Source organism: [Actinomadura] parvosata subsp. kistnae (genome assembly GCF_900323885.1).
In the GTDB taxonomy this organism is placed as follows: Bacteria; Actinomycetota; Actinomycetes; order Streptosporangiales; family Streptosporangiaceae; genus Nonomuraea; species Nonomuraea composti.
Genome location: NZ_OOHJ01000018.1, coordinates 3107958 through 3132532, shown reverse-complemented (window position 1 = coordinate 3132532; position 24575 = coordinate 3107958). Strand labels below are relative to the sequence as shown.

Genomic DNA, 24575 nt, shown 5'->3' with positions numbered 1-24575 from the left:
TGATTCCCGGGCTCCGGCGTGTCATGGCCCGGTCATCGCGCCACGCGCTCGGTAAGGTTCGCCCCACCCTTCGGACAAGCCGCACCTCCCCCGGCCCGCGGGTGACTACGGTGAGCGTTCGTCAGATCACCGACATCGACTCAGGGAGACGTGCGGTGTCATTCCGAAAGTTCCGGAGCATGATCGCCGTGGCCGCGCTGGCCGCGGGCGTCAGCTGGCTGTTCACCGGCACCTCCATGGCCGGCGGGTGCGCGGAGACCGCGGTGCTGTCGCCCGCCTCGGTCGTCTCGGCCTGCGAGAACCCCTCCACGCTGCGCCTTGAGGAGGGCGGCTCGGCCGGCAGCCGCATGATCACCAGCGAGAGCAACAAGGTGGCCATGGCCGCCGGGGAGATGGCCAGGCAGGCCGGCTACAAGGGCCTGGCGACCGGCAAGCAGGTGCTGCGCATGGCCGACCTGAGCGGCACGGGAGCCACCTGGGGGCTGGCGTCGCTGTTCTCGGCGTCGCCCGCGCTGTTTCCCATGATGCCCGGCCCGGCCGGGGTGGCGGACCTGGCGACCATGGCGAAGCTGCCCCCGCTGCCGCCCCTCCCGATGCTGCCCGAAGTGCCGGGAACCTCGCTGAACAGCAGGCTGCCCGACGAGATGACGGTCGGCAGGGGCCCCTACGACAACCGCGTCGTCACCACCGGCACCGACTCGCCGCTCGGCCTCCAGGAGCCGGTCAGCGAGGTCAGCGCGGAGCTCATCGGCCAGGTGCTGCCCAAGGCGATGGACAGCCTGGACGGCGTCGCGGTGCTGCCCGGCGGCGGCTCCGGGGCGGCCGGGCTCACCGACGCCCTCGGCGGTCTCGCACTGAAATGAGCCACCCTGTCCGGGCGTGGACCGTGCCTGCCACGCCCGGCATCCCCTGAACGGAGGGGTCGCGGTCCCCACGAACGGACCGTGCGGGGACCGTGGCCCCTCCGGCCACCTTCATGGTGCGGGCACGGCTCAGCGAGCCCGGTCCGGTGGACGGGCTCGATCGACGCGCGGCCGCCTCAGGAGACGAGCTCGTCCAGCTCGTCCTCGGGCAGCCCGAGATCGACCCTGATGCGGTAGCGCGTACGCAGCAGCGCCACCTGCTCCGGGTCGTTCTCCTCGCACCGCAGGGCGGCCTGGGTGGCCCACTCGAGGCCCCCTTGGAGATCGCCATAGGCGACCAGCGTCTCGGCGATCGTGTGAGCGGTCGCCGTGGAGACGTTCCCCTCCGCGCGTATCGTCTCGATGACCTCCCTCGCCTCATCCGGCCTGTCGAGCTCGAAGAGCGTGTCGGCGATGCCGGCACGCGGGTCGAAACCCGCCTCGCCACCGTCCTCGACCGCGCGCTGGAAACACTCCATCGCGCGCGCGGGCTGCCCCGCCGCTCGCCACTCCTCGGCGGCGAGCACCAGGATGGAGGCCCTGGACACGTCGCCGGACGAATAGTCGAGCGCGACGTCGTAGAGCCGACTGGCCAGGGAATCGTGGTCGTCGGCCAACAGCGCCTGCTCAAGCAGACGATCAAGGTGCTCACGGGTCACATGCGCCACAACGCGAGACTACCGACCGGCCCGGCCCTTTGCCCGGACAATTCGCATCGCCGCGCGTCCCCTTAGGTAACATCTCCCCCAATACCGGGCACAGGGTGCGTGTTTTCGCAGGTCAGCGGGCATATACCAGTTGCTTTGCCGCCACGCGAGCGGAGGGACTGTGATGGGCCTGTCCAAGCAGATGACCTTCACGCTGGCCTGTGCTGTGGTGCTGTCGGCGCTCGTGCCCGGCGTCGCCGGCTACCTTTCGGCCCGCCTGGAGGCCATCGAGACCGCCGAACGCAACCTGCGGGCGCTGGAGACCCGCCTGAACGTGCGGGAGGCCAGGGACACGCGCCCGGTCTCGCTGCCCGCCCCCTGCCTGCGCACGCCGGCCACGTCACGCCTGCACCAGGCGCCCGCGACCGCGCTCGGCGAGCACGGCAGGCACTGGCTGCGCGGCGTCCCGGCCTGGCTGGCCGAGCCGCTGCGCGAGATCCAGGAGCGCCCCGCGCAATAGGCTCGCGCGACGTTCTCGGCCGGTCGTGGCGGCGGGCTCCCTGGTCCGGCCGGAGCCCTCCACCCACGGGTCGCGGCCCGTGAGGTGACCGTCTCGGTGCCACCTCCGGGCGGCCGGTGGGCGCCGGTCATGCACCTCGGCGGGCGGCGCGGCCCGCCCTGACGGCAGGGGCCGTCAAGGGCAGGCGTCACCCGCGATCCTGGAGTACCGTCGCGCCGTCCACGACTTCACCCGCTGAACGGGCCCGTCAGCGGACCGTCGGCAAGGATTTGAGCTGGCGGGCCAGGAACCCTCTGATCATCTGCTTGGCCGCGTCGATCATCTCCGGCTGCCCGTCGGGGTCGCGGCGGAAGGCCAGCTTCAGCACCGCGTCGCCCGCCTCGACCGCCACGAGCACGGCCAGGTCGAGCGAGGGGCTGTCGGCCAGCCCGAACTCCTTCAGGAACAGGCCGCGCAGCCGGCCGGCGATCACGGTGTTGTTGTCGGAGTCGGAGTCGAGCAGGTTGAGGTCGACGGCGTCGCCGAAGTGCAGGCTCTTGAAGCCGGCGACCTTCCTGTGCATGTCGACGTAGACGTCGATGATCGCATCGACGGCCTCCCACCAGCCGCGGTAGTCCTCCTCCAGGAACCTGCGGTCGACTCTGCGGACGAACTCCTCGACGTTGCGCCGGGTGAGCTCTTGCGTGATGGCGCGTTTGTCGGGGAAGAACTGGTAGACGGACCCGATGGCGACGCCCGCCCGCTCGGCTATGCGGGTGGTGGACAGGGCCTCGTAACCGGTCTCGTCGAGGAGCTCGGCACAGGCGTCGAGCATCCGCTCGACGCGCCGGGCGCTGCGGCGCTGTGCGGGCTGCCGCCTGAGGGCTTTGGGGTAGACGCACTCGTCATCCATTTGCGGCGAAGACACAGATTCATCTTCTCCTGTATGAGCGATCCTTACCCGCGAATTTGCTCAACCGGGCCAGTCCGCGCATCGCCCTTGGCGAAATCCGCGACAGCGCATAGCCGATTTTCCCCTCGGCGTTCACGGGGACGACCGCCTGGTTTCTGCGGACGGCGCGCAGAATGTGCGCGGCCACCCGTTCTGCCGGGTATCCGCGCCGCGCGAGCCCGCGCACCGCGTCCTCGCGCAGGCTCTCCTTCGTGTACGTGGCATGGCTCGCGATGCCCGTCGAGACGAACCCGGGACAGATGGCGCTGACCCCGATGCCATGGTCCGCCAGTTCGGCCCTGAGGCAGTCGCTGAGCATCTTCACGGCGGCCTTCGTGGTCGAGTACGCGGGCAGCACCCGGGAGGGCGCGAAGGCGGCCAGGGAGGCGACGTTGACGATGTGCCCGCCCGCGCCGCGCTCGGCCATGGCGGCGCCGAAGAGCCGGCAACCGTGCACGACGCCCCACAGATTGACGTCGATGGTCCTGCGCCAGTCGTCAATGGTGTGGTCGAGGAAGGCTCCCGCGACGGCGATCCCCGCATTGTTCACCACAATATCCGGCACGCCATATTCAGCGATGATATTTCGCGAAAAGTCCTCCATGGCGTCGGCATTCGCCACATCGACCCGCACCCCGTACGCCTTGACCTGAAAGTCTTTCGCAATATCCTCGGCCACGCGTGTCGCCGCATCCCTATCGATATCCGCACAGACCACTTCTGCCCCATGCGCCCCGAAAGCCCGCGCCGTCGCCCGCCCGATCCCCGAGCCCGCCCCCGTGACCACCACGAGCCGCCCGCCGAACGCCCCGCCCGCCCGCGCCCGCCGCAGCTCCCGGCTCTCGGCCCCGCCCTCGACGTGCTCCACGAACTCGGCGATCATCCCGGCCACCGTCTCGGGCCTGCTGCGCTGCACCCAGTGCCCGGCCGCGACCCTGCGCCGCCACAGCCGGGGCGCCCACCGCCCGACCGCGTCGAGCAGCGCGGGCGTGACGTACGCGTCCCGCGTGGCCTCGACGATCTGCACGGGCACGCCGGCCACCTGCGGGTCGGGCCGGGGCTCCCCCATGTTGCACCGGTAGAGCGCGAGCCCGTTCAGCCCGTCCCTGACCAGCGTGCTCGCCGGATGCCCCGGGCGCGGCTCGATGCCGTCGCCGCGCAGGGCGCGCGCGAGCAGGCCGGGCAGCACCGAGCGCCACGCCAGCTCGGGCAGCAGCGGCAGCCGGAACGCGCCGATGTACCAGGACCTGAGCCGCTGCGCCCGGACGTCGCGGGGCCGCCCGTTACGGAAGAAGTGCGCCGCCTGCCGCAGCCCGGGGCCGCCGATGCTGGTGAACGAGGCCAGCCGTTCACTGAAGCCCGCCCTGCTCAGCGCCTCCCAGCCCTGGATGGAGCCCCAGTCGTGCCCCACGAGGTGCACGCGGGGCCGTCCCACGGCGTCGAGCACGGCGGTCAGGTCGCCGAGCAGCCGGTCGAAGCCGTAGTCGTCCCGATCCGCCGGCTCGGTGGACGCGCCGGCGCCGCGCACGTCGTACCGGATCAGATGGAAGCGGTCGCGCAGCAGCGCGGCCACCTCGTCCCAGACGCGATGCGTGTCGGGGTACCCGTGCAGGAGCAGCACGGCCGGCTTGTCCGGGTCGCCTTCCTCGAACCCCTCCTCGAACACCGCCAGCCGCACGTCACCGGAGTCCACCATGCGCATCGCGACCTCCTATTGGACGATTTGTCCAGTAGAATAGATCGATCAGGGTCGCGCGGCCAGACCCGTGCAGGAGCGCAGCGCCTTCCAGTCGGCCACCGCCTGGGTGCGCGCCGACCCCGCCATCGGTATCGGGATACCCCCCTGGATCGTGGCCGGAGTCCACGAATCCTTCAAGATCTTGCGACCCTTGATGGTCAGGGTGAGCACGCCGGTCCTGCCGGTGGTGGCCGGGTTGGAGTTGTAGAAGACGAAGTTGCCCATGCCGTAGCTGACGTAGGCGTCGTCGAGGTAGCCGGAGCCGAGCAGGATGTGCGCGTGGCCGCCGACCACCACGTCCGCCCCGGCCGCGACCAGCTTGGGGGCCAGCGCGAGCTGCGCCTGGTTGGGGCACTTCTGCATCTCGGTGCCCCAGTGCAGGTGGACGATCACCGTGTCGGAGCTCTTGCGGGCCTGGCGGACCGCGCGCAGCAGGGCCGTCTCGTTCTTCGCCGAGGCCAGCCCGCCCTTGTCCGCGGTGGCCGTCCACGACGTGATGAACTCCGCGTCCATCACCTGCGTGGCGCCGATGATCGCCACCCGGTTGCCGTTGACGGTCTTCCTGAACGGCTTGTACGCCTGCGTCGAATTCGCCCCGATGCCGACGATGGGGAACTTGCTGCGCTTGATCGCCGCCAGCGAGTCGGCCAGCCCGGTCTCCATGTAGTCCATGCCGTGGTTGTTGGCCATGGAGGCGACGTCCACCCCGGCGGCCTTCAGCGCCGTCAGCGCGCTGGCCGGCGCCCTGAACGTGAACTGCTTGCCGGGCGCCGGCGTCCCGCCCGTGGTGATGGCCGTCTCCAGGTTCACCATCGCCAAGTCGGCCTTGCGCAGCACGCTCGCGATCGGCCCGAGCGCCGTGCGCGGGTTGTTCAGCCGGGGCCGGAGCATGCCCTCGAAGTGCACGTCCCCGCCGAAGGCGATGGTGAACGGCGCGCGCTCCGGGGTCGGCTTCGCCGTCGGCGTCTTGTCCTTCTGCTCCGGCGTGGCGGCCACTTCCTTGCTCTGCAACTGGCGCTCGGGCACCGCCGAACACGCGGCGAGTAACCCGACGACAGCGATCACCGGGAGGGCACGGGGGATTCTCATCTGCCGCCACTTCCGCTCGAAACCTGCCTTACAGGGTTCGAGCATGCCATGCAGGGCGGACTACCGCGCAGGCTCCCTCATGCTCATCAACCTGGACATAGCCAGTCGAGTCCTGTCATCCATCGGCGTGTAGACGATCAGCCGGATCTCCGGCATCGCCGACAGGCTCGTGGTGCTGAAGCGCAGGTTGCCGAGATCCCGGTGCTTGTAGCCCTTCACCCGCGGCCCCGGCTCGGCGACGTCCTGCCGCGCCCACAACCGGGCGAACTCGGCGCTCTCGGCGCTGAGCCGGCGTACGAAGTCCTGCCAGCAGGGCGAGTCGGCGTGCCGGGAGTAGGCGCCCCTGAAGACGGCCACCGCCCGCGCCAGCTCCTGGTCGCGGTCGGCCAGCCGGGTCACGGGCTTCAGGTGCAGGCAGGCGTGCCAGAGCGAGTTGCGCTCCCCGTCGGGCGCCTCGACCAGTTCGGGGAACAGGGCGGCGTACGCGTCGTTCCACGCCAGCACGTCGCACCGGCTGTTGGACACGCAGGCCGGCAGGTCGCCGAGCCGGTCGAGGATGCCCTGCATCTCGGGCGTCACCTGCCCGGAGTCCACCGGGACGGGGTCGGCCGCCTGCCCGGCCAGCCGGTAGAGGTGGTGGCGCTCGGCGCTGTCGAGCCTGAGCGTGCGCGAGATCGCGTCGAGCACCTGCGGGCTGGCGTTGATCGGCCGCCCCTGCTCCAGCCACGTGTACCAGGTGACGCCGACCCCGGCGAGCTGGGCGACCTCCTCGCGGCGCAGCCCCGGCGTCCGCCGGCGCGGGCCGGGCGCGAGATCGACCATCTCCGGCGTGATCCGCTCCCGGCGGGAGCGCAGGAACGCGGACAGGTCGGTACGTCTTGCCTCTACCACGGTCACTTCTCCATCATGGGGGCATGTGAGGCAACTTATCCAGTTACCGCCAATACCAGTATAAAGAGGCTCTCGTTACTGGTACCAGGATCGCGGCACACTGGATGACATGTCGCAAACTGCCGCTTTCTCCCCTCCTGTGAACACCCCATCGCAGGAAGCCGTTCCCAAGGCCAGCGGCCTGCTCCTGGCGATCATCCTCGTGGGGCAGTTCCTGGCGATCCTGAACGTCAACATCGTGAACGTGGCCACCCCCACCATCGAGGCCGACCTGCACTCGTCGGGGGCCGGGCTGCAGATGATCGTGGCCGGATACACCATTGTCTACGCCGTGTTGCTGATCACCGGAGCCCGGATCGGTGACCTGTTCGGCTATCGCAAGGCGTTCCTGGGCGGTCTGGCGGTCTTCACCATCACCACGCTCGCCGCGGGCCTGGCGCCCTCGACGGGCTGGCTGGTGGCCTCCCGGCTGCTCCAGGGCGCCGGCGCGGCGATGATGATGCCGCAGGTGCTGACGTTGATCCAGCGCAACTACCACGGTGCGGCCAGAGGCCGGGCGATCGGCCTGTGGTCGCTGGTGATCAGCGGCGGCATCGTGGTCGGCCAGGCGCTCGGCGGGGTCCTGCTGGGCCTCGGGCTGGGCTGGCGGGTCGTATTCCTGACGCTGGTGCCGATCGGCGCGCTGCTGCTGGTGGCCGGGCTCCGCGTGCTGCCCGCCGACCAGGGCGGCGGGCGCACCGGGCTGGACCCGCTCGGCCTGGTGACCCTCTCTGCGGCCGTGCTGCTGTTCGTGGTGCCGCTGGTGCTCGGCCGCGACCTCGGCTGGCCCTTGTGGGGCTGGATCTCCATGGGGCTGAGCGTGGTGATGTTCGCCGCGTTCGTCCGGATCGAGCGCTGGGTGACCGGGCGCGGCGGGCGCCCGCTCGTGGACGCGCGGGTGCTGCGCGCGCCCGGCATGCGGCCCGGCTTGGCGATCCTGCTGTTCGGGCCGGCGACGTGGGGCGCGTTCCTGTTCACCTCCGCCCTGCACCTCCAGGGCGACCTGCACCTGTCGCCGCTGGCGTCCGGCATGATGCTGGTGCCCTGCGCCCTCGCCTTCGGCCTCGTCGGGCTCCTCTGGCCGCGCCTGCCCGCCCGGCTCCAGCGGCCGCTGGTGCCCGTCGGCTACGTGGTGGCCGCGCCCGCCTACGTCGGCCTCGGCCTCGCCTCCGGCGGCGGCGTCGCGTACGCGATCATGAGCGCCCTCATCGGCGCCGGCCTCGGCGTGCAGGTCGCGGTCACCAACATGGCCACCGAGCAGGTGGACGGCGCCTACGCCGCCGACGCCAGCGGCGCGCTGCTCACCGTCATGCAGCTCGGCCAGGTCATCGGCGTCTCCACCGTGGGCACGCTGTTCATCTCCCTCGACCAGAGCGCCGGCGCCGCCTCCTCCGCGTCGCTGACCACGGCCCTCGCCATGGCGGCCCTGGCCGTGCTCGCCGGGCTGAGCTCGCTGTTCCTCGTACGGCGCCGCAGCGCCCCGGCGACAGCCACCGCCTAGACTTGGACAATTCCTTTACTTGAATCATTCAGGTTTAGCGCATAGGTTGTCGGCATGGGGACGACGACCTGATCCGCCCGGCCGGGCCGCGGACCACCGCGGCCCGGCCGGCGCGCGTCGCCGTCGCACACCGGGGCGTCTGCCCGAGCTGCCAGGAACGACCACGCGGAGGAACGCGCCATGACCACCAGGCCCGTCACGACCGACGACGCGGGCATCCCCGCGCCCAGCGACGAGCACTCGCTGTCCGTCGGCCCGAACGGCCCGCTGCTGCTGCAGGACCACTACCTCATCCAGAAGATGGCCCACTTCAACCGGGAACGCGTCCCCGAGCGAGTGGTGCACGCCAAGGGCGGCGGCGCCCACGGCATCCTGCAGATCACCGAGGACGTCAGCCAGTTCACCAAGGCCGGGCTCTTCCAGAAGGGCGCCGAGACCCCGCTGTTCCTGCGCTTCTCCACCGTCGCCGGCGAGAACGGCAGCGCCGACACCGCCCGCGACCCCCGCGGCTTCGCGATCAAGTTCTACACCGAAGACGGCAACTACGACATCGTCGGCAACAACACGCCGATCTTCTTCATCCGCGACCCGCAGAAGTTCTCCGACTTCATCCACAGCCAGAAGCGCCGCGCCGACAACCACCTGCACGACCACAACATGCAGTGGGACTTCTGGACCCTCTCCCCGGAGTCGGCCCACCAGGTCACCTTCCTGATGACCGACCGCGGCACCCCCGCCTCCTGGCGCCACATGCACGGCTTCGGCAGCCACACCTTCCTGTGGTACAACGCCGCCGGCGACAAGTACTGGGTGAAGTACCACTTCAAGACCGACCAGGGCATCCGCAACCTCACGGCGTCCGAGGCCCAGGCCCTGACCGCCACCGACCCCGACTACCACACCCGCGACCTGTTCGAGGCGATCAAGCGCGGCGACCACCCCTCCTGGACGGTGAACGTCCAGATCATGCCGTTCGAGGCCGCGGCCGACTACCGCTTCAACCCCTTCGACCTGACCAAGGTCTGGCCGCACAGCGACTACCCCGAGATCACCATCGGCCGCTTCGTCCTCAACCGCAACCCGGAGAACTACTTCGCCGAGGTCGAGCAGTCGAGCTTCGAGCCCGCCAACCTGGTGCCCGGCATCGGCGCCTCCCCCGACAAGATGCTCCAGGGCCGCCTGTTCTCCTACCCCGACGCCCACCGCTACCGCATCGGCCCCAACTACCTGCAACTGCCGATCAACCAGCCCCGCGTCCCGGTGCACTCGTACAACTTCGACGGCCCGATGACCTACCGCAACCCCCAGGACCCGGTCTACGCCCCGAACACGGCCGGCGGCCCCGCCGCCGACCCGTCGCTCTACTCCGGCGAGCACTACCACGTGACCGGGGAGATCATCCGCTCGGCTTACATCAAGCACGCCGAGGACGACGACTACGTCCAGCCCCGCGCTTTGTGGGAGAACGTCCTCTCGGAGACGGACCGCGCCCACCTGGTGAGCAACATCGTCGGCCACGCCTCCGCCCCGGAGGTCACGACCGACATGAAGCGCCGCGTAGTGGCCTACTGGAACAACATCCACAAGGACCTCGGCCACGGCGTCGCCCAGGGCCTCGGCCTGTCCTGACCTTCCGGGGCGCGCCGCGGGTGACCGCCAAAACGAAACGGCTCTGGGAAGTTGTTGCAGCAACTGCCCAGAGCCGTTTGTCATGAGCTGGCGGCGAGGGTGTCCAGGTCGAACTGGCGATCTTGGACGCCCGCCACAAAGGCAGCCCACTCCGAGGGCGTGAACACCAGGACCGGTCCGTCCTGCTGCTTGCTGTCACGCAGCGCGACGTTGCCGTCGGCCAGAGGTGCGACCTCGACGCACGCAGATGCGCCGTTGCAGTAGCTGGCCTTGCGCCAGGCCGCCTTCGTGATGTCGTTGTGCATAATTTTCCCAGGCTCCATTGCCTTTTAATGACGTGTCGGCGTCACCGCCGCCAGAGCATCGCCTTGCGCTGGATGAGTATGCGAGAGTCGTCCTCATCCAGCGCCTCCGACCGCATGTGGTCGAAGGCGGTCTCGTAGCCGGCCACTCGTTCGAGGTCCTCGACAAAGCGTGCCGAGTACAGCTGCTCCAGATACACCACGTCGTCGAATTCCGCGAACTTCAGATGAATGAATGCGCCGGTGTTGACCGGGTGAAGCGAGTCCAATGGTAGGACCTGAACGCTGACGTGCGACAGTAGGGACACCTCCAACAGATGTTCCATCTGCTCACGCATTACCGAAGGCTCCCCGAAACGACGCATAAGTGCCGCTTCGTCCAGAATGACGCTCATTCGGCAGGGATCGGGCCTGTGCAGGACCCTCTGCTGCCGATCGAGACGGGCCTCCACCCTGCTGCGAACACCGCTGTGCGTGAGGCGCGAGATGCCGCGCGTGGCGAGGATGACCTCCCGGGCGTAGCCTTCGGTCTGCAGGAGACCCGGCACTACCTGGGGTTCCCAGTCGCGCTGGTGAATGGCCTCCGCCTCCAGGCCGAGGAATCTTGTGTACTCCTCGGGGAGGGTGTCCTCGTAATCTTCCCACCATCCGCGCTGTTCCGCGTCACGCAACAGGCCGACGAGCTCTTCCAGTTTGTCGCCATCGGCGCGGTACAACTTGGCCATGGACTTGATGTCCTCGGCGGAGGGCATGGTCTTGGCGGCCTCGATGCGGCTCACCTTGCTCGGCGACCAGCCGAGCTCTCTTGCGGCCTTGGCCCCGGTGAACTTGCGGCGCTCCCGGAGAAGACGGAGCTCCTGACCCAGCCGGAGCCGCCGTACTGTTGGACTGCCCTGCTGCGATGGCACCGTCCACCCTCCTTCTCGGGAATGAAGGTGTAGCCGGATGGGACCGTTTCGAGCTCGGCTTTTTGGGCCGTTCGCCCAATCTTACACTGCAAGTTGCATGTGTAGTGCCGCGCAGCCTTGCCAGAAGGCTTTCATGGGTAGAGCGTAGGAGCAAGGACAAGCTCCGCGAAGTGGCAGGAGACGGTTGAGATCTTCCGCCTTCTACCGGGCCCGTGCCGCTTGTCGTGCAAGTTGCACTGCAATAAGCGAAGAAAAGTAAATCTTCCCTTGCTGGAAGCCTTGCAGCAAGGACGACTGCAAGGGACGATCAGAACAAGGAGGGATCCCGAGCTGTGAGGAGGCCGGACATGACGACACGGCCGAGCACGCCGGGCCTCCGGACCACCGTCGCGCGCCCGTACGAGGGCCGCATCTCCGGCAGCGTCGCCGTCCCGGAAACGAACATCCGCCCCAGGGAGGCCACTTGCCGGAAGGATCTCGTCATCGCCTGAACGACGCAGCGCGAGTTCGCTCATTCGAGCACGAAAAAAGCCGGGCCGAGGCTGACCACCGAGCGCCGCATATGGGCTGCCACCCTGCGGCGAAACTCCGTCATCAGCCGTCGGACCGGCCAGAAGCCACCTCTAAATGCCGCGAAAGGGGTCTTCTATGTACTCACAAGGTACCAAGGGGGTCAGCCGAATCAAGTCCTGGATCCAGGATCTCATTGCTTCCGCCGACTACGAGATCTGCGTGGAGCCCGACGAATTCGCCTTCCGGATGGGCTGGACCGTCACCAGGACGGGCTTCGGCTCCCGCAGGTACCGGGACCCACGCTTCGACCAGCTCCGCCAGCCGAGCCAGGTGATCGAGGAGGTGTCCTGACATGGCACGGAACCCGCGCAACCAGAGGTACCCGGCCAGCGAGGACCTTCCCGCCGCGCGCGGCGGCTCGCCCGTGGCCAGGCTGTGGCGGGCGCGCACCGAGCTGCTGCTGCTCGGCGGGCTGACGCTGATCGTCATGGGCCTGCTGGGGGCCGCGCACGCGGGCCACTGGGTGCCGTTCGTCCTGACGGCCGGCGCGGCGTCGGTGCCGGCCGCCACCAGGTTCGGGCGCAACTGGGTCGTGGCGCACTTCTGGTGCGTGGTCTCCCGGCGCCGCCTGCAGCGGACCTGCCTGGAGACGACCCTGCACACCAGGGCCGGCCGCATCCCGCTGGTGCTCTGGATCACGCCGACGACCACGGGCGAGAAGGCGCTGGTCATGGTGCGGGCCGGGATCAGCGCCGAGGCGTTCGAGGCGTACGCGGAGGAGATCGCGGCGGCCTGCTGGGCCCGGGCGGTGCGCGTGCACCGGCACCGTACCCGCGCCCAGTTCCTGATCGTGGAGATCGTCCGGCGCGACGAGGCGCCCGGGGCGACCTCCCCCGGGCTGGACCGCCTGTACGGCCGCCGCTCGTGGATCCCGCTGAGATCGGAGCTCGAGGAGCCGCCTGATCTGGCGACCCTGCCGCAGGCGGCATGAGACCTAGGGAACGGGGCCTTCCCTAGGGGGTGCAAGCCCCGGAGACCGCGGGGGCTCCGGGCTTCCCCATGTGGCTCGTCCGCGCCAAGATGAGTTCAGCTGGCGAACTCAGGAGTCGTGATGACGTCGACCGTCCACCGGACCTGTCCCCTGTGCGAGGCCGTCTGCGGCCTGACACTCACCCTCGACGACGGCGGCCACGTGACCAGCGTCAGGGGCGACAAGGACGATCCCTTCAGCAAGGGGTTCATCTGCCCGAAGGGCGCCAGCCTCGGACGGCTCGACGAGGACCCCGACCGGCTGCGCAAGCCGCTGATCAGGGAGGGCGAGCTGTGGCGCGAGGTCGGCTGGGACGAGGCGTTCGAGGCCGTGCGGGCCGGGCTGGAGCGGGTCGCCGACCGCCGCTCGATCGCCGTCTACCTCGGCAACCCCAACGCCCACACGATGGCCGGCGCCCTGTACGCCACCCCGCTGATCAAGGCGCTCGGCACCCGCAACGTCTTCTCCGCCAGCACCGCCGACCAGATGCCGAAGCACGTGGCCAGCGGGCTGATGTTCGGCCATCCGCTGGCCATCCCGGTGCCCGACCTCGACCGGACCGACTATCTGCTGATGCTGGGCGCCAACCCGCTGGAGTCGAACGGCTCCCTGTGCACCGCGCCTGACTTCCCCGGCCGGCTCAAGGCCCTGCGCGGGCGCGGCGGCCGGCTCGTCGTGGTCGATCCGCGCCGCACCCGTACCGCCGCGCTGGCGGACGAGCACGTCTTCGTCCGGCCCGGTACGGACGCGTACCTGCTGTTCGGCATCGTCCACACGCTGTTCGCCGAGGACCTGGCCCGGCCCGCGCACGAGGTCAACGGGCTGGACGAGGTGCGCGAGGCGGCCAAGCACTTCCCGCCCGAGGCCGTGGCCCGGCGCACCGGCGTGCCCGCCGAGACGATCACGCGGCTGGCCAGGGAGCTGGCGGCGGCGCCCACGGCCGCCGTGTACGCGCGGATCGGCACGTGCACGGCCGAGTTCGGGACGCTGGCCCAGTGGCTGGTCGACGTGCTGAACGTGCTGACCGGCAACCTCGACCGGCCCGGTGGCGCCATGTTCCCCAAGCCCGCGACCGAGTTCGGGGGGCGGCGCCGGCCGTACGCGGTGGGCCGGTGGAAGAGCCGCGTCAGGGGCCTGCCCGAGGCGAACGGCGAGCTGCCCGTGGCCACGCTCGCCGACGAGATCGAGACGCCCGGCGAGGGGCAGGTCAGGTTCCTGCTGACGATCGCGGGCAACCCGGTGCTGTCGGCCCCGCACGGCGCCCGGCTGGACGCGGCGTTCCGCGAGCTCGACTTCATGGTGAGCGTGGACCCGTACCTGAACGAGACCACCAAACACGCCAACGTCATCCTGCCGCCGCCGCGCGTCCTGCAGTCGGGGCACTACGACTTCGCGCTGCTCGGGTTCGCCGTGCGGAACTACGCGCGGTACTCGCCGCCGCTGCTGCCGCTGGACGAGCGGCCGTCGGAGGCCCAGATCCTGGCCAGGCTCGCCATGATCGCCTCGGGGCTGGAGGGGGACCTCGACGCGTTCGTCATCGACGAGCTGCTGCGCAAGGCCACGGAGACGCCCGGCTCGGGCGTCGAGGGGCGGGAGGTGGCGGAGCTGCGCGACCTGCTGGAGGGCGAGACGGGCGGCGAGCGGCGGCTCGACCTGATGCTGCGGCTCGGCCCGTACGGCGAGTGGGCCGGCAAGGGCGACCTGTCGCTGCGCAAGCTGCTCGACCACCCGCACGGGCTCGACCTCGGCGCGCTGGAGCCCCGGCTGGGCGAGGTGCTGAAGACCGCGTCCGGGCTGGTCGAGCTGGCGCCCCCGCAGCTCATGGAGGATGTCGAACGGCTGCGCGGCAAGCTGGAGGAGGAGCCGCCGGAGATCGTCCTCATCGGGCGGCGGCACCTGCGCTCCAACAACAGCTGGATGCACAACGTCGGCCCGCTGGTCGGCGGCAGCAACCGGTGCACGCTGCAGATCCACCCCTCCGACGTGGCCCGGCTGGGCCTGGCCGGCGAGGCCGTGGTGCGCTCGGCGAAAGGCCAGGTCACCGTGCCCGTGGAGGTCACCGACACGATCATGCCGGGCGTGGTGAGCCTGCCTCACGGATGGGGCCACGCGGGCAGTGCCCAGAACGTGGCGGCCGAGCACGCGGGCGTCAGCGTCAACACGCTCACCGACGAGACGACGATAGACGTACCGAGTGGTAACGCAGTGTTCAACGGAGTTCCGGTCACGATTTCACCAACCGGGGTGATCATCGCACATTAGGGTGTCGCGCGTGACTATCGCGCCAGAAGAGGACCGCCTGAACGCCCAGATCGCCTTCGCCATCGAGATCGACAAGTTGAAGCGGATCATCCGCCGCAACCATCTCATCGACGGCTCGCGGCGGGAGAACACCGCCGAGCACTCCTGGTACGTGGGCACGCTGGCGATGGTCCTCGGAGAGCATGCCCCACCCGGGACGGACCTCCAACGGGTGGTGGCCATGTTGCTGGTGCACGACCTGGTGGAGATCGACGCCGGCGACACGTTCATCTACGACACGGTGGCGGTCGAGGCCCAGGCCGCGGCCGAGCGGGCCGCCGCCGACCGCATCTTCGGCCTGCTGCCGGGCGAGCAGGGGGTGTGGCTGCGGGAGCTGTGGGACGAGTTCGAGGCCAGGAAGACGCCCGAGGCGCGCTTCGCCAAGGCGCTCGACCGGTTCGCCCCGATCCTGGCCAACCATCACACCGACGGGGGCACGTGGCCGCTGTTCAAGGTGAAGGCGGCTCAGGTCAGGGAGAAGGTGCGGATCATCGAGGAGGGCTCGCCGTCGCTCGGTGCGTACGCCCTGGAGCTGGTCGAACTGTCGGTGGCCCGAGGGCACCTGTCCGAGTGATCCCCACATGGCGGGGGTAGGGGACTTGTCGTGAAAGAGACAGTACGAGCGAGACGTCGGCAGTTGCGGGGTTTCGCCGGGCCGGTCGCCATCGCCGATCGGCTCGAGAAGTCGAAGGCCATGGACACGCCGATCCGGGGGCTGGCCAAGTTCGTACGCCAGCGGCTGCGCCAGGGACGCCTGCGCGACCTGCTGCACGGTGTCCCCATCGGAGAGCCGGTGCACCCACCGCTGGCCACGGTCAGCCTGGGCTGCTGGCTCTCCACCGCCGTGCTCGACCTCGCGGACGCCGACCCCCGCGCCTCCCGCCTGCTCCTGGCCACCGGACTGGTCAACGCCCTGCCCACGGCGGCGGCAGGACTGACCGACTGGTCCTCCCTGCACCGCGAACAGCAGCGCGTCGGATTCGTCCACATGGCGGCGAACATGACCGCGCTCAGCCTTTTCACCGCTTCCCTGCTCGCCCGCCTGCGCGGCCGCGAACGGCCCGGCCGGATGCTCTCCTACGCGGGACTCGCCGTCGGCGGGCTCGGCGCGTACCTCGGCGGGCACCTCGCCTACCGGCAGGCCGCAGGCGCCAACCACGCGCCCCAGGTGACGCACCTGGTGCCGCTCGGCTGGCACGACCTGTGCCCGCTCAAGGACCTGCCGGACGGCCGGCCCGTCGCCAGGCGGCTGGGCTACATCCAGCTGTTCGTGCTGCGCCAGGGCGACGGCGTCACCGTCCTCGCCGACCGCTGCCCGCACCTGGCCGGCCCCCTGCACCAGGGCAGGCTCGTCATGGAGGACGGGGAGGCGTGCGTGGTGTGCCCCTGGCACAGCAGCACGTTCCGGCTGACGGACGGGTCGGTCAAGCACGGGCCCGCCACCGCGCCGGCGCCCGTCTTCCAGACGCGCATCAGACGGGACGGCACCATCCAGGTACGGCCGGGCTTGACCTGAAGCATTCTTGAGGTTCTACCGTCGAGGTCATGAGCAAGATTCTCGTGACCGGAGCGACCGGCAACGTCGGCAAACATGTGGTGTCCCAGCTCGCCTCGGCGGGCATCGACGTGCGGGCACTCGCCAGGAGGCCCGAACGGGTGCAGGCGGGCGTGGAGGCCGTCCAAGGAGACCTGACCGCCCCCGAGACGCTCGGACCGGCGCTCAAGGACGTGGAGAGCGTGTTCCTGCTCTGGCCCGGCTTCACCACCGGCAACGCCGCCGACACCATCGCCGCCATCGCCTCCGCCGGGCAGGTGCGGCGCATCGTCTACCTGTCGGCGCTCGTCCCCTCCAGCGAGGACGCCGCCGGGCACTACGCCGAGATCGAAGGGCTCATCCGCCGCTCCGGGCTCGGCTGGACGTTCCTGCGGCCCGGCGGCTTCGCCGTCAACACGCTCGGCTGGGCCGACCAGATCAGGCAAGGCGTCGTACGCTGGCCGTACGGGCAGGCGTCCCGGGCGCTCATCCACGAACGCGACATCGCCGCCGTCGCCGTCCACGTCCTCACCTCCGCCGGCCACAACGGCGCCGCCTACGCCATCACCGGACCCGAAGAGCTCACGCAGGCCGAGCAGGTGAAGGTGATCGGCGAGGCGGTCGGGCGGGAGGTCCGGTGGGAGGAGCAGCCCCCGGAGGAGGCCCGGGAGCAGTTGATGGCGCTGTGGGGGGACGCGGCGTTCGTCGAAAGCGCCCTGACGACCTGGGCCGGGTTCGTCGAACGGCCCGAACGCGCCACGGACACGGTACGGCGGCTCCTGGGACGACCGGCGCTCAGCTTCCGCCAGTGGGCCGAGGACCACGCCCCCGACTTCCGCTAGGAGCCTTCGGCGGGACATGACACCACCGTGGGATCGCTCGCATCAGCGGCACCACCTAGGCTCATGGGTCAGCGCACCACCCTTGGCTCGCCCGTCAGCCGCACCGCTCTGGGCTCGCCGGTCAGCGGCACCGCTCTGGGCTCGCGTATCAGACGGACCACCCCGGGCTCGCGGCGTCACGTCGGCCCGACGCCAGATTGCTGCGAGGGCAGGGCCTCGCGGCGCCGCACCACCATCGCGCCTCAGGCACCACCACCTCACCGCGCACGGCACCGCCCTGGCCTCCCACCGTCGAGGCCGGGGCGCCGCTGCTGCCCCTGCCGCCCCACCACCGCCCTGGGCGCCGTGCACGTTGCGCCGAGCTCCACCGCACACCGTCCCGCCGACCCGGCGCCGGGTTGGCCGTGCCGAAGTGCCCGGCGGCGCGCCGCACCGCCGCACTCCCACCGACGCCTGGGCGCCGTGCCCGTTGCGCCGAACTCCACCGCACACCATCCCGCCGACCCGGCGCCGGATTACCGTCGCAGGGCCGGTGGCGTGCTGCACCACCCTGCGCCACCGCCGTGCGGCGCACCACCCCGCCCACCCGCACGCTGCGCCATCCCATGCCGCCCAGCCGCCGCTGCACCGCCGCGCGCGACCCACCCGCGCGCCACCACCCCACCGGCGCGGCACTGCCCTGACCAACCGCCGCCGAGGCCGGGGCGCCGCTGCTGCACGTGCCACCCCACCACCGCCCGCCCTGGGCGCCGTGCGCGTTGCGCCGAACTCCACCACACACCGTCCCGCCGACCCGGCGCCAGGTTGGCCGTGCCGAAGTGCCCGGCGGCGCGCTGCACCACCGCACTCCCACCGACGCCCTGGGCGCCGTGCGCGTTGCGCCGAACTCCACCGCACACCATCCCGCCGATCCGGCGCCAGGTTGCCGCCGAGGCAGGGCCCCGTAGCGTGCTGCGCCGCCGTGCACCGTCCCCACCCCGCAGCTTCACCGCCGCCTCATCGCGGCCGCTCCATCGTGAACCTCGCCGTCCCCGGGCCTCACCGATCCCCCGGGGCCACCGGGCCGTTCGGGGCCGGGGTGGTCAGGCGGCTGGGGGTTCGTCGGCGGGGTGTTCGACGAGGGCGAGGACGCGGCTGGACATGAAGCGGGCCGTGCGCACCGGTGTGCCGCTGCGGGTGACCTCGCTCACCTCCACGAGCCCGCGCCGGCTGGCCACCTCGACCCGGCGCCCGGCGCGGGTGGCGCTGATCTCGTAGGTGCGCGGCGACGATCCTCCCGCGTCGATGACGATCTCCACCCGGTCACCTTTCATACCGGGTTCATACCCACCCCCGATTATCCGTACACCAGTACGATAATAGCGACGACTCCCACGGCCACGATGACGCCGCGCAGCACCGGGGCGGGGATGCGGCGGCCGAGGCGGGCGCCGAGGAAGCCGCCCGCGATGGCGCCGAGGGCGACGCCGCCGGCGGCCTGCCAGTCCACGTCGGCGGCGACGATGAAGAAGGCGGCGGCGACCCCGTTGACGATGAGGGCGAGCACGTTCTTTGCGGCGTTGACGCGTTGCAGGCCGTCGTCCAGGAAGATGCCGAGCAGGCCGATCAGGAGCACGCCCTGGGCGGCGCCGAAGTAGCCGCCGTAGATGCCCGCGCCGAGCACCCCGAGCCACAGGGCGGTGCCGCCGTGGGGGTGGGCGTGTTCGCGGCGGGCGGCGACCCAGGCGTTGAGTTTCGGCTGGGTCAGGACGAGGACGCAGGCGAGCGCGATGAGGGCCACGACGACGATCTCGAAGACGTCGGGGTCGAGGAACAGCAGCAGGATCCCGCCGATGAGCGCCCCGAGCGCCGAGGCCAGGCCGAGGCGGAGCAGGCGGTCGCGCTGGCCCTGGAGCTCGGTGCGGTAGCCGTAGGCGGCGCTGAAGGAGCCGGGAACGAGGCCGACGGTGTTGGAGACGTTCGCGGTGACGGGGTCGACGCCCAGCGCCACGAGGGTGGGGAACGTGATGAGCGACCCCGATCCGACCACCGCGTTGATGGCCCCGGCCACCACTCCGGCGGCGCACACCGCCGCCAGCTCCCAGCCCGTCACGAAGCCCTCCCGCTGCCGCCACGATGGTGCGCCCGGTCGAGGCCGCGGCGGCGGGGTTCCTACGGGCCGTCCTGTCCCTTGGGGGGTGAGAACAGGCCGCCCAGGTTCTCCAGGACTTTGCCCATTTCAGAGGGGACGATCCAGATTTTATTGGCGTCGCCCTTGGCGATCTCGGGCAGGGTCTGAAGGTACTGGTAGGCGAGCAGTTGCTGGCTCGGGTTGCCTTCGTGGATGGCCTTGAAGACCATGCCGATGGCGTCCGCCTGGCCCTTGGCGCGCATGGCCTGGGCTTCCGCCTCGGCCTGGGCACGCAGCACGGCGGCCTCGGCCTCGCCGCGGGCCCGCAGCACCGCGGCCTGCTTCTCGCCTTCGGCGGCGAGGATGGCGGCCTGGCGCTGTCCTTCTGCGGCGAGGACGGCGGCGCGCTTGTCGCGGTCGGCGCGCATCTGCTTCTCCATCGAGTCCTGGATGGAGGTGGGCGGGTCGATGGCCTTGAGCTCGACGCGGTTGACCCGGATGCCCCATTTGCCGGTCGCCTCGTCCAGTTCGCCGCGCAGCGCGGTGTTGATCTCCTCGCGGGAGGTCAGCGTGCGTTCGAGGTCCATGCCGCCGACGACGTTGCGCAGGGTGGTGACGGTGAGCTGCTCGACGGCGATCAGGAAGTTGGCGATCTCGTACGTGGCCGCCTTCGGGTTGGTGACCTGGAAGTAGATGACGGTGTCGATGGAGACCACGAGGTTGTCGGAGGTGATCACCGGCTGCGGCGGGAACGACACCACCTGCTCGCGCAGGTCGATCATGTCCTTGATGCGGTCGATGAAGGGCACGACGAGGTTCAGCCCGGGGGTGAGGGTGCGGTGGTAGCGCCCCAGGCGCTCGACGATGGCGGCCGTGGCCTGGGGGATGATGCGGACCGTGCGGGCCACCCCGAAGCCCACCGCCGCGACCACGACCAGGGCGACGACGAGCTGCTCGACGGACATGGCGACGCTCCGGAGTCGGGGGACGACTTCGTAGATCCTATTTGGTTTTCAGGTATCGGCACCTTTTATCACCATAAATGGCGATCTAGTGAGCGCGCGCGTACCCACTAGTGAGCACGCGCGTACCAGCGGCCCTCCGCGCTGCGATCGAGCGACAGCGGCACCCCGAACGTCTGCGACAGGTTGTCGGCCGTCATGACGTGGTCGAGCGGCCCCTGCGCCACCACCGAGCCGTGCCGCAGCAGCAACGCGTGCGTGAACCCGACCGGCACCTCCTCCACGTGGTGCGTCACCAGCACCAGCGTCGGGGAGCGATAGTCGCCCGCCAGCACCGACAGGCGGCGCACGAGATCCTCCCTGCCGCCCAGGTCGAGGCCGGCCGCCGGCTCGTCGAGCAGGAGCATCTCGGGGTCGGGCATCAGGGCGCGGGCGATCTGCACCCGCTTGCGCTCGCCCTCCGACAGGGTGCCGAACCGCCGCCTGATGAGGTGCGCGGCGCCCATCATGTCGATCAGCTCGACCGCTCTGGTGACGTCGTTGGAGTCGTACTCCTCCGTCCAGCGGCCCATGATCCCGTACGAGGCGGTCAGGACGAGGTCGATGACCTTCTCCTCCGGCGGGATGCGCTCGGCCAGCGCGGCGCTCGCCAGCCCGATCCTGGGCCGCAGGTCGAACACGTCCGCCTGCCCCAGCCGCTCACCCAGCACCTCGACGACACCCTCGCTCGGGTACAGCAACGTGCCCGCCACCTGCAGCAACGTCGTCTTGCCCGCGCCGTTGGGCCCGATGACGGCCCACCGCTCGTCGCCGTTGACCGTCCAGTCGATGCCGCGCAACAGGGCCGCTCCGTCGCGCCTGACGGCGACGTCCTGGAGCCGCAGCACCTGACCACCCATCCCCGATACCTCCTTAGGAGTCACCCTCGGGACAAACCTATTGCAGGGCGAGCGCTTATCGTGGATCGGTGCGCCCTGAATCGCCTGTCTGTCCAACCCTGGTCGCCTGGGGCAACGCGTGGCTGGCCGGTCACGTGGGGCTCGACGAGGCGGCTGACCACGTCGAAGCCGCCGGCGGGCCCGTCGTCGCGGGCGAGGTCCCCCTGCGTAAATACCTCGCAAACCTGCGCTCCGAGGGCCTGCGCGAGCTGCGGCTGGCCCTGCCCGCGCCCGGTGATCCACTCGGGTTGTCGGGGCCGCCGCCGTTCAACTCGGCCGCCGTCGACGCCGGCCAGGCGGCCATCGCCGTGCTCGCCGACCGCAACCTCGGCTTCGTGCCCCAGCCCGACCGGCGCGGCTCGTCCTACGTCGGCGTGCTGCTGGAGGTGCACGACGCCGGGCCCGTCCGCCACGACCTGCCCTCGCTGGCCGAGGCCGAGCGGGAGCTGTCCGACGCGATGCGCTCGGCCACCGAGGCGCTGACCTCGGTGGAGGGTCCCGCCCAGCACCGTCCCGAACGGCCGGAGCGCGGCGGGGAGCTCGCCCCCGGCTATCCCGGGCGCGCGCACCGCGTGTCCGTCCTGGCCACGCGGCTGGCGGCGGTGCTGCGCGTGGCCGACGAGCGGGGCCTCACGTCGGGGCAGCTCGCCGTACGCGGCGCCGCGCTGCGCGAGCTCGACCGTGCGGTACGCCGCGCGCTCGTGGCGGCGCACCACGCGATCTTCGAGCCCGTCAGGAACCGGTAGCGCCATCCTCCGCCTTCCACAGCCTGACCAGCTTGTCCTTGCCGGCCGAGACGATGGCGACGCCCTCGTCAACGGGGACGATGCCGACGGCGTACACGCCGCTCTTGTGCGCTTTGACCGGCTTGCCGAGCGCCTTGCGGGTCTCCGGGTCCCAGAGGCGGATCGTGCCGTCGGTGCCGCCCGACAGCAGGACGGTGCGGCCGCTCATGGTGCCGAACGACAGCGAATAGACGATCTTCTTGTGCCCCGACATGGTGCCGAGCGTCTTGCCGCTCTTCGGGTCCCAAAGCCTGATTTTTCCGTCTTTGCCGCCTGATGCCACGACCGTCTTGCCGTCCACCTTCGACACCGCGACCGCGTACACACCCTTCGAATGGCCCTTGTACGTCTTGCCGTACTGCTTGCGCGAGGACATGTCCCATACGCGCAACGTCTCGTCCTCGCTCGCCGAGACCGCCACCGCGCGGTCGCCGACGTGGGTGGCGCTGAGCCAGTTCACCGGCTTGCGGTGCGCCCTGATCATCTTGCCCGTCGCCTTGCGCTTGCCCAGGTCCCAGAACTTCAGGTAGCCGTCGGCGTCGCCGGTCACCGCCACGTACCGGCCCTTCACCTTCGTCAACGCCACCGCGTACACCGCGTCGCCGTGCCAGCCGAGGACCTTGCCCTTGTGCGTCTTGAGATTCCAGAGGCGGACGCTGCCGTCGTAACCGCCGGACACCGCCATGGGGGTCTTGCCCATCATCACGCAGGCGACCGCGTACACCTCCTCGCTGTGACCCCTCATCGTGGCCAGCGACTTGTGCCGCGCCAGGTCCCACACCCGCACCCGGCCGTCCTGACCGCCCGTGACCAGCCACGTCTTGTCGCCGGTACGGATCGCCGAAAGCGTCTGCACGCCCCTGGTGTGGCCCTTGAGCGACTTCCCATCCTGCTTACCCAGCACCGGCACCACCTCGGCAGGCGTGGGGGTGGGGGTGGGTGTCGGCGTGATCACGGGCGTCGGTGACGTCGGTGGCGACGCTGGGGCCGTCGGGGCCGTCTGGGTGACGGACGTCGTCACCTGCGCCACCGTCCCGCCGCCGCCGTCCTGGGTGCCGAACATCCGAGGGCCGAAGTACAGGACGCCGCCCGCCAGAGTCAGCGCCGCCACCAGCGTCCCGGACACCAACGCCGCCCGCTTCCGCCTGGCCCGCACCTCATCAGGCTTCTCCTCGACGGGGGCATGCTTGAAGAACGCATCGTTACCGTCGTCCCCGACCTTGTCGGCGCCGGCCCCCTCGTGCGACACGCCCATCCCCAGCGCTCGCCCGTGTTGGGGCGCCTGCCCGTGTTGGGATGCCTGGCCGTGTTGGGATGCCTGGCCGCGTTTGGACGCCTGCCCACGTTGGGGCGCCTGCGCGTGCTGGGCTACCTGCCCCGGCTGCGGCACCGCACCAGCCGTAGACGCCGGGCCAGACGTAGGCGCTGGGCCAGACGTAGGCGCTGGGCCAGACGTAGGCGCTGGGCCAGACGTAGGCGCTGGGCCAGACGTAGGCGCTGGGCCAGGCGAGCCGACCTGGTGCGCCGCCGACGAACCGGCCGCACGCCCCTGCGGCGGCTGCGGCGCGGGCGCTTCGGAAGGCGCGGCAGGCGGCCCCTGCGGCGGGGCGGGCGGGCGAGCCGAGCGCTCCGCCGGCGAACCCTGCGGCGGCGCCAACGAGCGCGGCGCGGCCCCAGCGGACGCGCCCTGCGAAGGCGCGGCCCCTGCGAAAGGCGCAGCAGGCGCATGCGGCGCCGATCCGGCGGAAGACCCGGCCGGTGACCCCTGCGGCGGCGCCGACGAGCGCGGCGGGGCTCCAGCGGGCCCGCCTCGCGGCGGCACAGGCGGACGCGGCCCAGGCGCACCGGGCGCGCTGTGCTGCGGCACGGGCGGACGCGACCCAGGCGCACCAGGCGCGCCATGCGGCGGCGCGGGCGGATGCGACGCCGACCCAGCCGGCGCGTCTTGCCAGCGCGCAGGCGGGCGCGGCGCCGGTCCGGCCGGGGGCGACGGCGGTGGCGTGTAGCCGTCAGCGGACGGGTTGACCCACCCGGTCGGGCTCACCCAGGCCGAGGCGGCGGGCTCCGGGGAGGGCGGGCGGCTGTCCGGAGCAGCCCAGCCCGCGCCGGCCGCGGCGCCCCACGCAGGGGCGGAGGGCGTGCCGGGCTCGGGCACCCCAGGCCCGGCAGCAGGCCCGGCGTGGGGACCCGACGCGGGGCCAGGTGGCGCGGCGGGGGCGGCGGCGCTGGAGCCGGCCGGGGCACCCCAGGCAGGGGCAGGCGGCGCGCTGGGCTCGGCCGCGCCAGGGCCGACCGGGCCGCCCCACGAAGGGCCAGCAGGTGCGCTGGGCTCGGCCGCGCCAGGGCTGGGCGGGCCGCCCCATGAAGGGCCAGGAGGCGTGCTGGGCTCGGCCCCACCGGGGCCGGGCGGGGTGCCCCACGCAGGGGCAGGGGTGGAGGCCAGTTGGGAGCCTGTGGTCATGG

Annotated in this window: 24 protein-coding genes; 12 read left to right on the top strand and 12 right to left on the bottom strand. The window is 71.0% G+C overall.

The features are described from left to right. The first annotated feature begins 155 nt into the window (after window positions 1-155). On the top strand, window positions 156-863 hold the full coding sequence (locus KIS93_RS34685) for a hypothetical protein (RefSeq protein WP_155128718.1): 708 nt from the start codon (window positions 156-158) through the stop codon (window positions 861-863). 176 nt (window positions 864-1039) lie between these two features. Here KIS93_RS34685 and KIS93_RS34680 read toward each other — a convergent pair whose 3' ends face one another. After that, entirely contained in the window at window positions 1040-1570 is a 531-nt protein-coding gene (locus KIS93_RS34680; RefSeq protein WP_230465654.1) for a tetratricopeptide repeat protein, read from the bottom strand. Window positions 1571-1733: 163 nt separating this feature from the next. On the opposite strand from KIS93_RS34680, the gene KIS93_RS34675 reads away from it, so the two are divergent. Next, window positions 1734-2069: a hypothetical protein gene (locus tag KIS93_RS34675; protein WP_080043694.1), complete on the top strand. Its 336-nt coding sequence runs from the start codon at window positions 1734-1736 to the stop codon at window positions 2067-2069. 247 nt (window positions 2070-2316) lie between these two features. Here KIS93_RS34675 and KIS93_RS34670 read toward each other — a convergent pair whose 3' ends face one another. Genes KIS93_RS34670 through KIS93_RS34655 form a run of 4 tightly spaced genes read right to left on the bottom strand, consistent with a single transcriptional unit; the run spans window position 2317 to window position 6724 of the window. Beyond that, window positions 2317-2961: a TetR/AcrR family transcriptional regulator gene (locus KIS93_RS34670; protein WP_186404577.1), complete on the bottom strand. Its 645-nt coding sequence runs from the start codon at window positions 2959-2961 to the stop codon at window positions 2317-2319. A 19-nt stretch (window positions 2962-2980) separates the two neighbouring features. Next, the gene (locus tag KIS93_RS34665) at window positions 2981-4702 is read right to left on the bottom strand and encodes an SDR family oxidoreductase (RefSeq protein ID WP_080043695.1); all 1722 of its coding nucleotides are present in this window, start codon (window positions 4700-4702) and stop codon (window positions 2981-2983) included. A gap of 42 nt (window positions 4703-4744) precedes the next feature. After that, the gene (locus KIS93_RS34660) at window positions 4745-5827 is read right to left on the bottom strand and encodes a CapA family protein (protein ID WP_080043696.1); all 1083 of its coding nucleotides are present in this window, start codon (window positions 5825-5827) and stop codon (window positions 4745-4747) included. A gap of 60 nt (window positions 5828-5887) precedes the next feature. Further along, entirely contained in the window at window positions 5888-6724 is an 837-nt protein-coding gene (locus KIS93_RS34655) for a helix-turn-helix transcriptional regulator (protein ID WP_080043697.1), read from the bottom strand. A gap of 103 nt (window positions 6725-6827) precedes the next feature. Here KIS93_RS34655 and KIS93_RS34650 point away from each other — a divergent pair, with 103 nt between their 5' ends. Both KIS93_RS34650 and KIS93_RS34645 read left to right on the top strand, forming a co-directional pair. Continuing rightward, window positions 6828-8258, top strand: coding sequence for an MFS transporter (locus KIS93_RS34650; RefSeq protein WP_080043698.1), 1431 nt, complete (start codon window positions 6828-6830; stop codon window positions 8256-8258). A gap of 180 nt (window positions 8259-8438) precedes the next feature. Then, window positions 8439-9887, top strand: coding sequence for a catalase (locus KIS93_RS34645; RefSeq protein WP_080043699.1), 1449 nt, complete (start codon window positions 8439-8441; stop codon window positions 9885-9887). 80 nt (window positions 9888-9967) lie between these two features. On the opposite strand, the gene KIS93_RS34640 is transcribed toward KIS93_RS34645, so the two are convergent. Together KIS93_RS34640 and KIS93_RS34635 are read right to left on the bottom strand one after the other, a co-directional pair. Next, on the bottom strand, window positions 9968-10192 hold the full coding sequence (locus tag KIS93_RS34640; RefSeq protein ID WP_080043700.1) for a DUF397 domain-containing protein: 225 nt from the start codon (window positions 10190-10192) through the stop codon (window positions 9968-9970). Window positions 10193-10233: 41 nt separating this feature from the next. Further along, window positions 10234-11097, bottom strand: a complete 864-nt coding sequence (locus KIS93_RS34635; protein WP_080043701.1) for a helix-turn-helix domain-containing protein — start codon at window positions 11095-11097, stop codon at window positions 10234-10236. Window positions 11098-11444: 347 nt separating this feature from the next. On the opposite strand from KIS93_RS34635, the gene KIS93_RS34630 reads away from it, so the two are divergent. From KIS93_RS34630 to KIS93_RS34600, 7 genes are all read left to right on the top strand, one after another. After that, window positions 11445-11588, top strand: coding sequence for a hypothetical protein (locus KIS93_RS34630; RefSeq protein ID WP_155128720.1), 144 nt, complete (start codon window positions 11445-11447; stop codon window positions 11586-11588). A gap of 157 nt (window positions 11589-11745) precedes the next feature. Further along, window positions 11746-11961: a hypothetical protein gene (locus tag KIS93_RS34625; protein ID WP_080043702.1), complete on the top strand. Its 216-nt coding sequence runs from the start codon at window positions 11746-11748 to the stop codon at window positions 11959-11961. Between the two features lies 1 nt (window position 11962). Next, on the top strand, window positions 11963-12601 hold the full coding sequence (locus KIS93_RS34620) for a hypothetical protein (RefSeq protein WP_080043703.1): 639 nt from the start codon (window positions 11963-11965) through the stop codon (window positions 12599-12601). 120 nt (window positions 12602-12721) lie between these two features. Beyond that, complete coding sequence (locus KIS93_RS34615) at window positions 12722-14902, top strand: molybdopterin-dependent oxidoreductase (RefSeq protein ID WP_080043704.1); 2181 nt, start codon at window positions 12722-12724, stop codon at window positions 14900-14902. Between the two features lies 1 nt (window position 14903). After that, window positions 14904-15515: an HD domain-containing protein gene (locus KIS93_RS34610; protein ID WP_080043705.1), complete on the top strand. Its 612-nt coding sequence runs from the start codon at window positions 14904-14906 to the stop codon at window positions 15513-15515. A 120-nt stretch (window positions 15516-15635) separates the two neighbouring features. Beyond that, the gene (locus KIS93_RS34605; protein WP_230465655.1) at window positions 15636-16457 is read left to right on the top strand and encodes a Rieske (2Fe-2S) protein; all 822 of its coding nucleotides are present in this window, start codon (window positions 15636-15638) and stop codon (window positions 16455-16457) included. A gap of 29 nt (window positions 16458-16486) precedes the next feature. Continuing rightward, complete coding sequence (locus KIS93_RS34600) at window positions 16487-17317, top strand: NAD(P)H-binding protein (RefSeq protein ID WP_080043707.1); 831 nt, start codon at window positions 16487-16489, stop codon at window positions 17315-17317. Window positions 17318-18399: 1082 nt separating this feature from the next. Here the strand turns inward: KIS93_RS34600 and KIS93_RS34595 are convergent. From KIS93_RS34595 to KIS93_RS34580, 4 genes are all read right to left on the bottom strand, one after another. Then, complete coding sequence (locus KIS93_RS34595) at window positions 18400-18630, bottom strand: hypothetical protein (RefSeq protein ID WP_080043708.1); 231 nt, start codon at window positions 18628-18630, stop codon at window positions 18400-18402. 23 nt (window positions 18631-18653) lie between these two features. Continuing rightward, the gene (locus KIS93_RS34590; protein ID WP_080043709.1) at window positions 18654-19409 is read right to left on the bottom strand and encodes a sulfite exporter TauE/SafE family protein; all 756 of its coding nucleotides are present in this window, start codon (window positions 19407-19409) and stop codon (window positions 18654-18656) included. 59 nt (window positions 19410-19468) lie between these two features. Further along, window positions 19469-20392, bottom strand: a complete 924-nt coding sequence (locus KIS93_RS34585) for an SPFH domain-containing protein (protein WP_080043710.1) — start codon at window positions 20390-20392, stop codon at window positions 19469-19471. A 107-nt stretch (window positions 20393-20499) separates the two neighbouring features. Continuing rightward, window positions 20500-21288 carry an ABC transporter ATP-binding protein gene (locus KIS93_RS34580; RefSeq protein ID WP_080043711.1) on the bottom strand — a complete coding sequence of 263 codons (789 nt, stop codon included), beginning with the start codon at window positions 21286-21288 and terminating at the stop codon, window positions 20500-20502. Window positions 21289-21356: 68 nt separating this feature from the next. Between KIS93_RS34580 and KIS93_RS34575 the strand changes: the two genes are divergently transcribed. Further along, window positions 21357-22073, top strand: coding sequence for a hypothetical protein (locus KIS93_RS34575; RefSeq protein WP_230465656.1), 717 nt, complete (start codon window positions 21357-21359; stop codon window positions 22071-22073). Here KIS93_RS34575 and KIS93_RS65925 read toward each other — a convergent pair. Further along, the gene (locus KIS93_RS65925) at window positions 22060-23361 is read right to left on the bottom strand and encodes a WD40 repeat domain-containing protein (RefSeq protein ID WP_230465657.1); all 1302 of its coding nucleotides are present in this window, start codon (window positions 23359-23361) and stop codon (window positions 22060-22062) included. The genes KIS93_RS34575 and KIS93_RS65925 overlap by 14 nt on opposite strands. Window positions 23362-24575 lie beyond the last annotated feature (1214 nt).

Bases quoted from the DNA above. Each gene is read 5' to 3' on its own strand.
- KIS93_RS34595 (WP_080043708.1), bottom strand. From the start codon at position 18,630: ATGAAAGGTGACCGGGTGGAGATCGTCATCGACGCGGGAGGATCGTCG.
- KIS93_RS34645 (WP_080043699.1), top strand. From the start codon at position 8,439: ATGACCACCAGGCCCGTCACGACCGACGACGCGGGCATCCCCGCGCCC.
- KIS93_RS34665 (WP_080043695.1), bottom strand. From the start codon at position 4,702: ATGCGCATGGTGGACTCCGGTGACGTGCGGCTGGCGGTGTTCGAGGAG.
- KIS93_RS34630 (WP_155128720.1), top strand. From the start codon at position 11,445: ATGACGACACGGCCGAGCACGCCGGGCCTCCGGACCACCGTCGCGCGC.
- KIS93_RS34625 (WP_080043702.1), top strand. From the start codon at position 11,746: ATGTACTCACAAGGTACCAAGGGGGTCAGCCGAATCAAGTCCTGGATC.
- KIS93_RS34620 (WP_080043703.1), top strand. From the start codon at position 11,963: ATGGCACGGAACCCGCGCAACCAGAGGTACCCGGCCAGCGAGGACCTT.
- KIS93_RS34650 (WP_080043698.1), top strand. From the start codon at position 6,828: ATGTCGCAAACTGCCGCTTTCTCCCCTCCTGTGAACACCCCATCGCAG.
- KIS93_RS34600 (WP_080043707.1), top strand. From the start codon at position 16,487: ATGAGCAAGATTCTCGTGACCGGAGCGACCGGCAACGTCGGCAAACAT.
- KIS93_RS34670 (WP_186404577.1), bottom strand. From the start codon at position 2,961: ATGGATGACGAGTGCGTCTACCCCAAAGCCCTCAGGCGGCAGCCCGCA.
- KIS93_RS34660 (WP_080043696.1), bottom strand. From the start codon at position 5,827: ATGAGAATCCCCCGTGCCCTCCCGGTGATCGCTGTCGTCGGGTTACTC.
- KIS93_RS34580 (WP_080043711.1), bottom strand. From the start codon at position 21,288: ATGGGTGGTCAGGTGCTGCGGCTCCAGGACGTCGCCGTCAGGCGCGAC.
- KIS93_RS34585 (WP_080043710.1), bottom strand. From the start codon at position 20,392: ATGTCCGTCGAGCAGCTCGTCGTCGCCCTGGTCGTGGTCGCGGCGGTG.
- KIS93_RS34640 (WP_080043700.1), bottom strand. From the start codon at position 10,192: ATGCACAACGACATCACGAAGGCGGCCTGGCGCAAGGCCAGCTACTGC.
- KIS93_RS34615 (WP_080043704.1), top strand. From the start codon at position 12,722: ATGACGTCGACCGTCCACCGGACCTGTCCCCTGTGCGAGGCCGTCTGC.
- KIS93_RS34605 (WP_230465655.1), top strand. From the start codon at position 15,636: ATGGACACGCCGATCCGGGGGCTGGCCAAGTTCGTACGCCAGCGGCTG.
- KIS93_RS34675 (WP_080043694.1), top strand. From the start codon at position 1,734: ATGGGCCTGTCCAAGCAGATGACCTTCACGCTGGCCTGTGCTGTGGTG.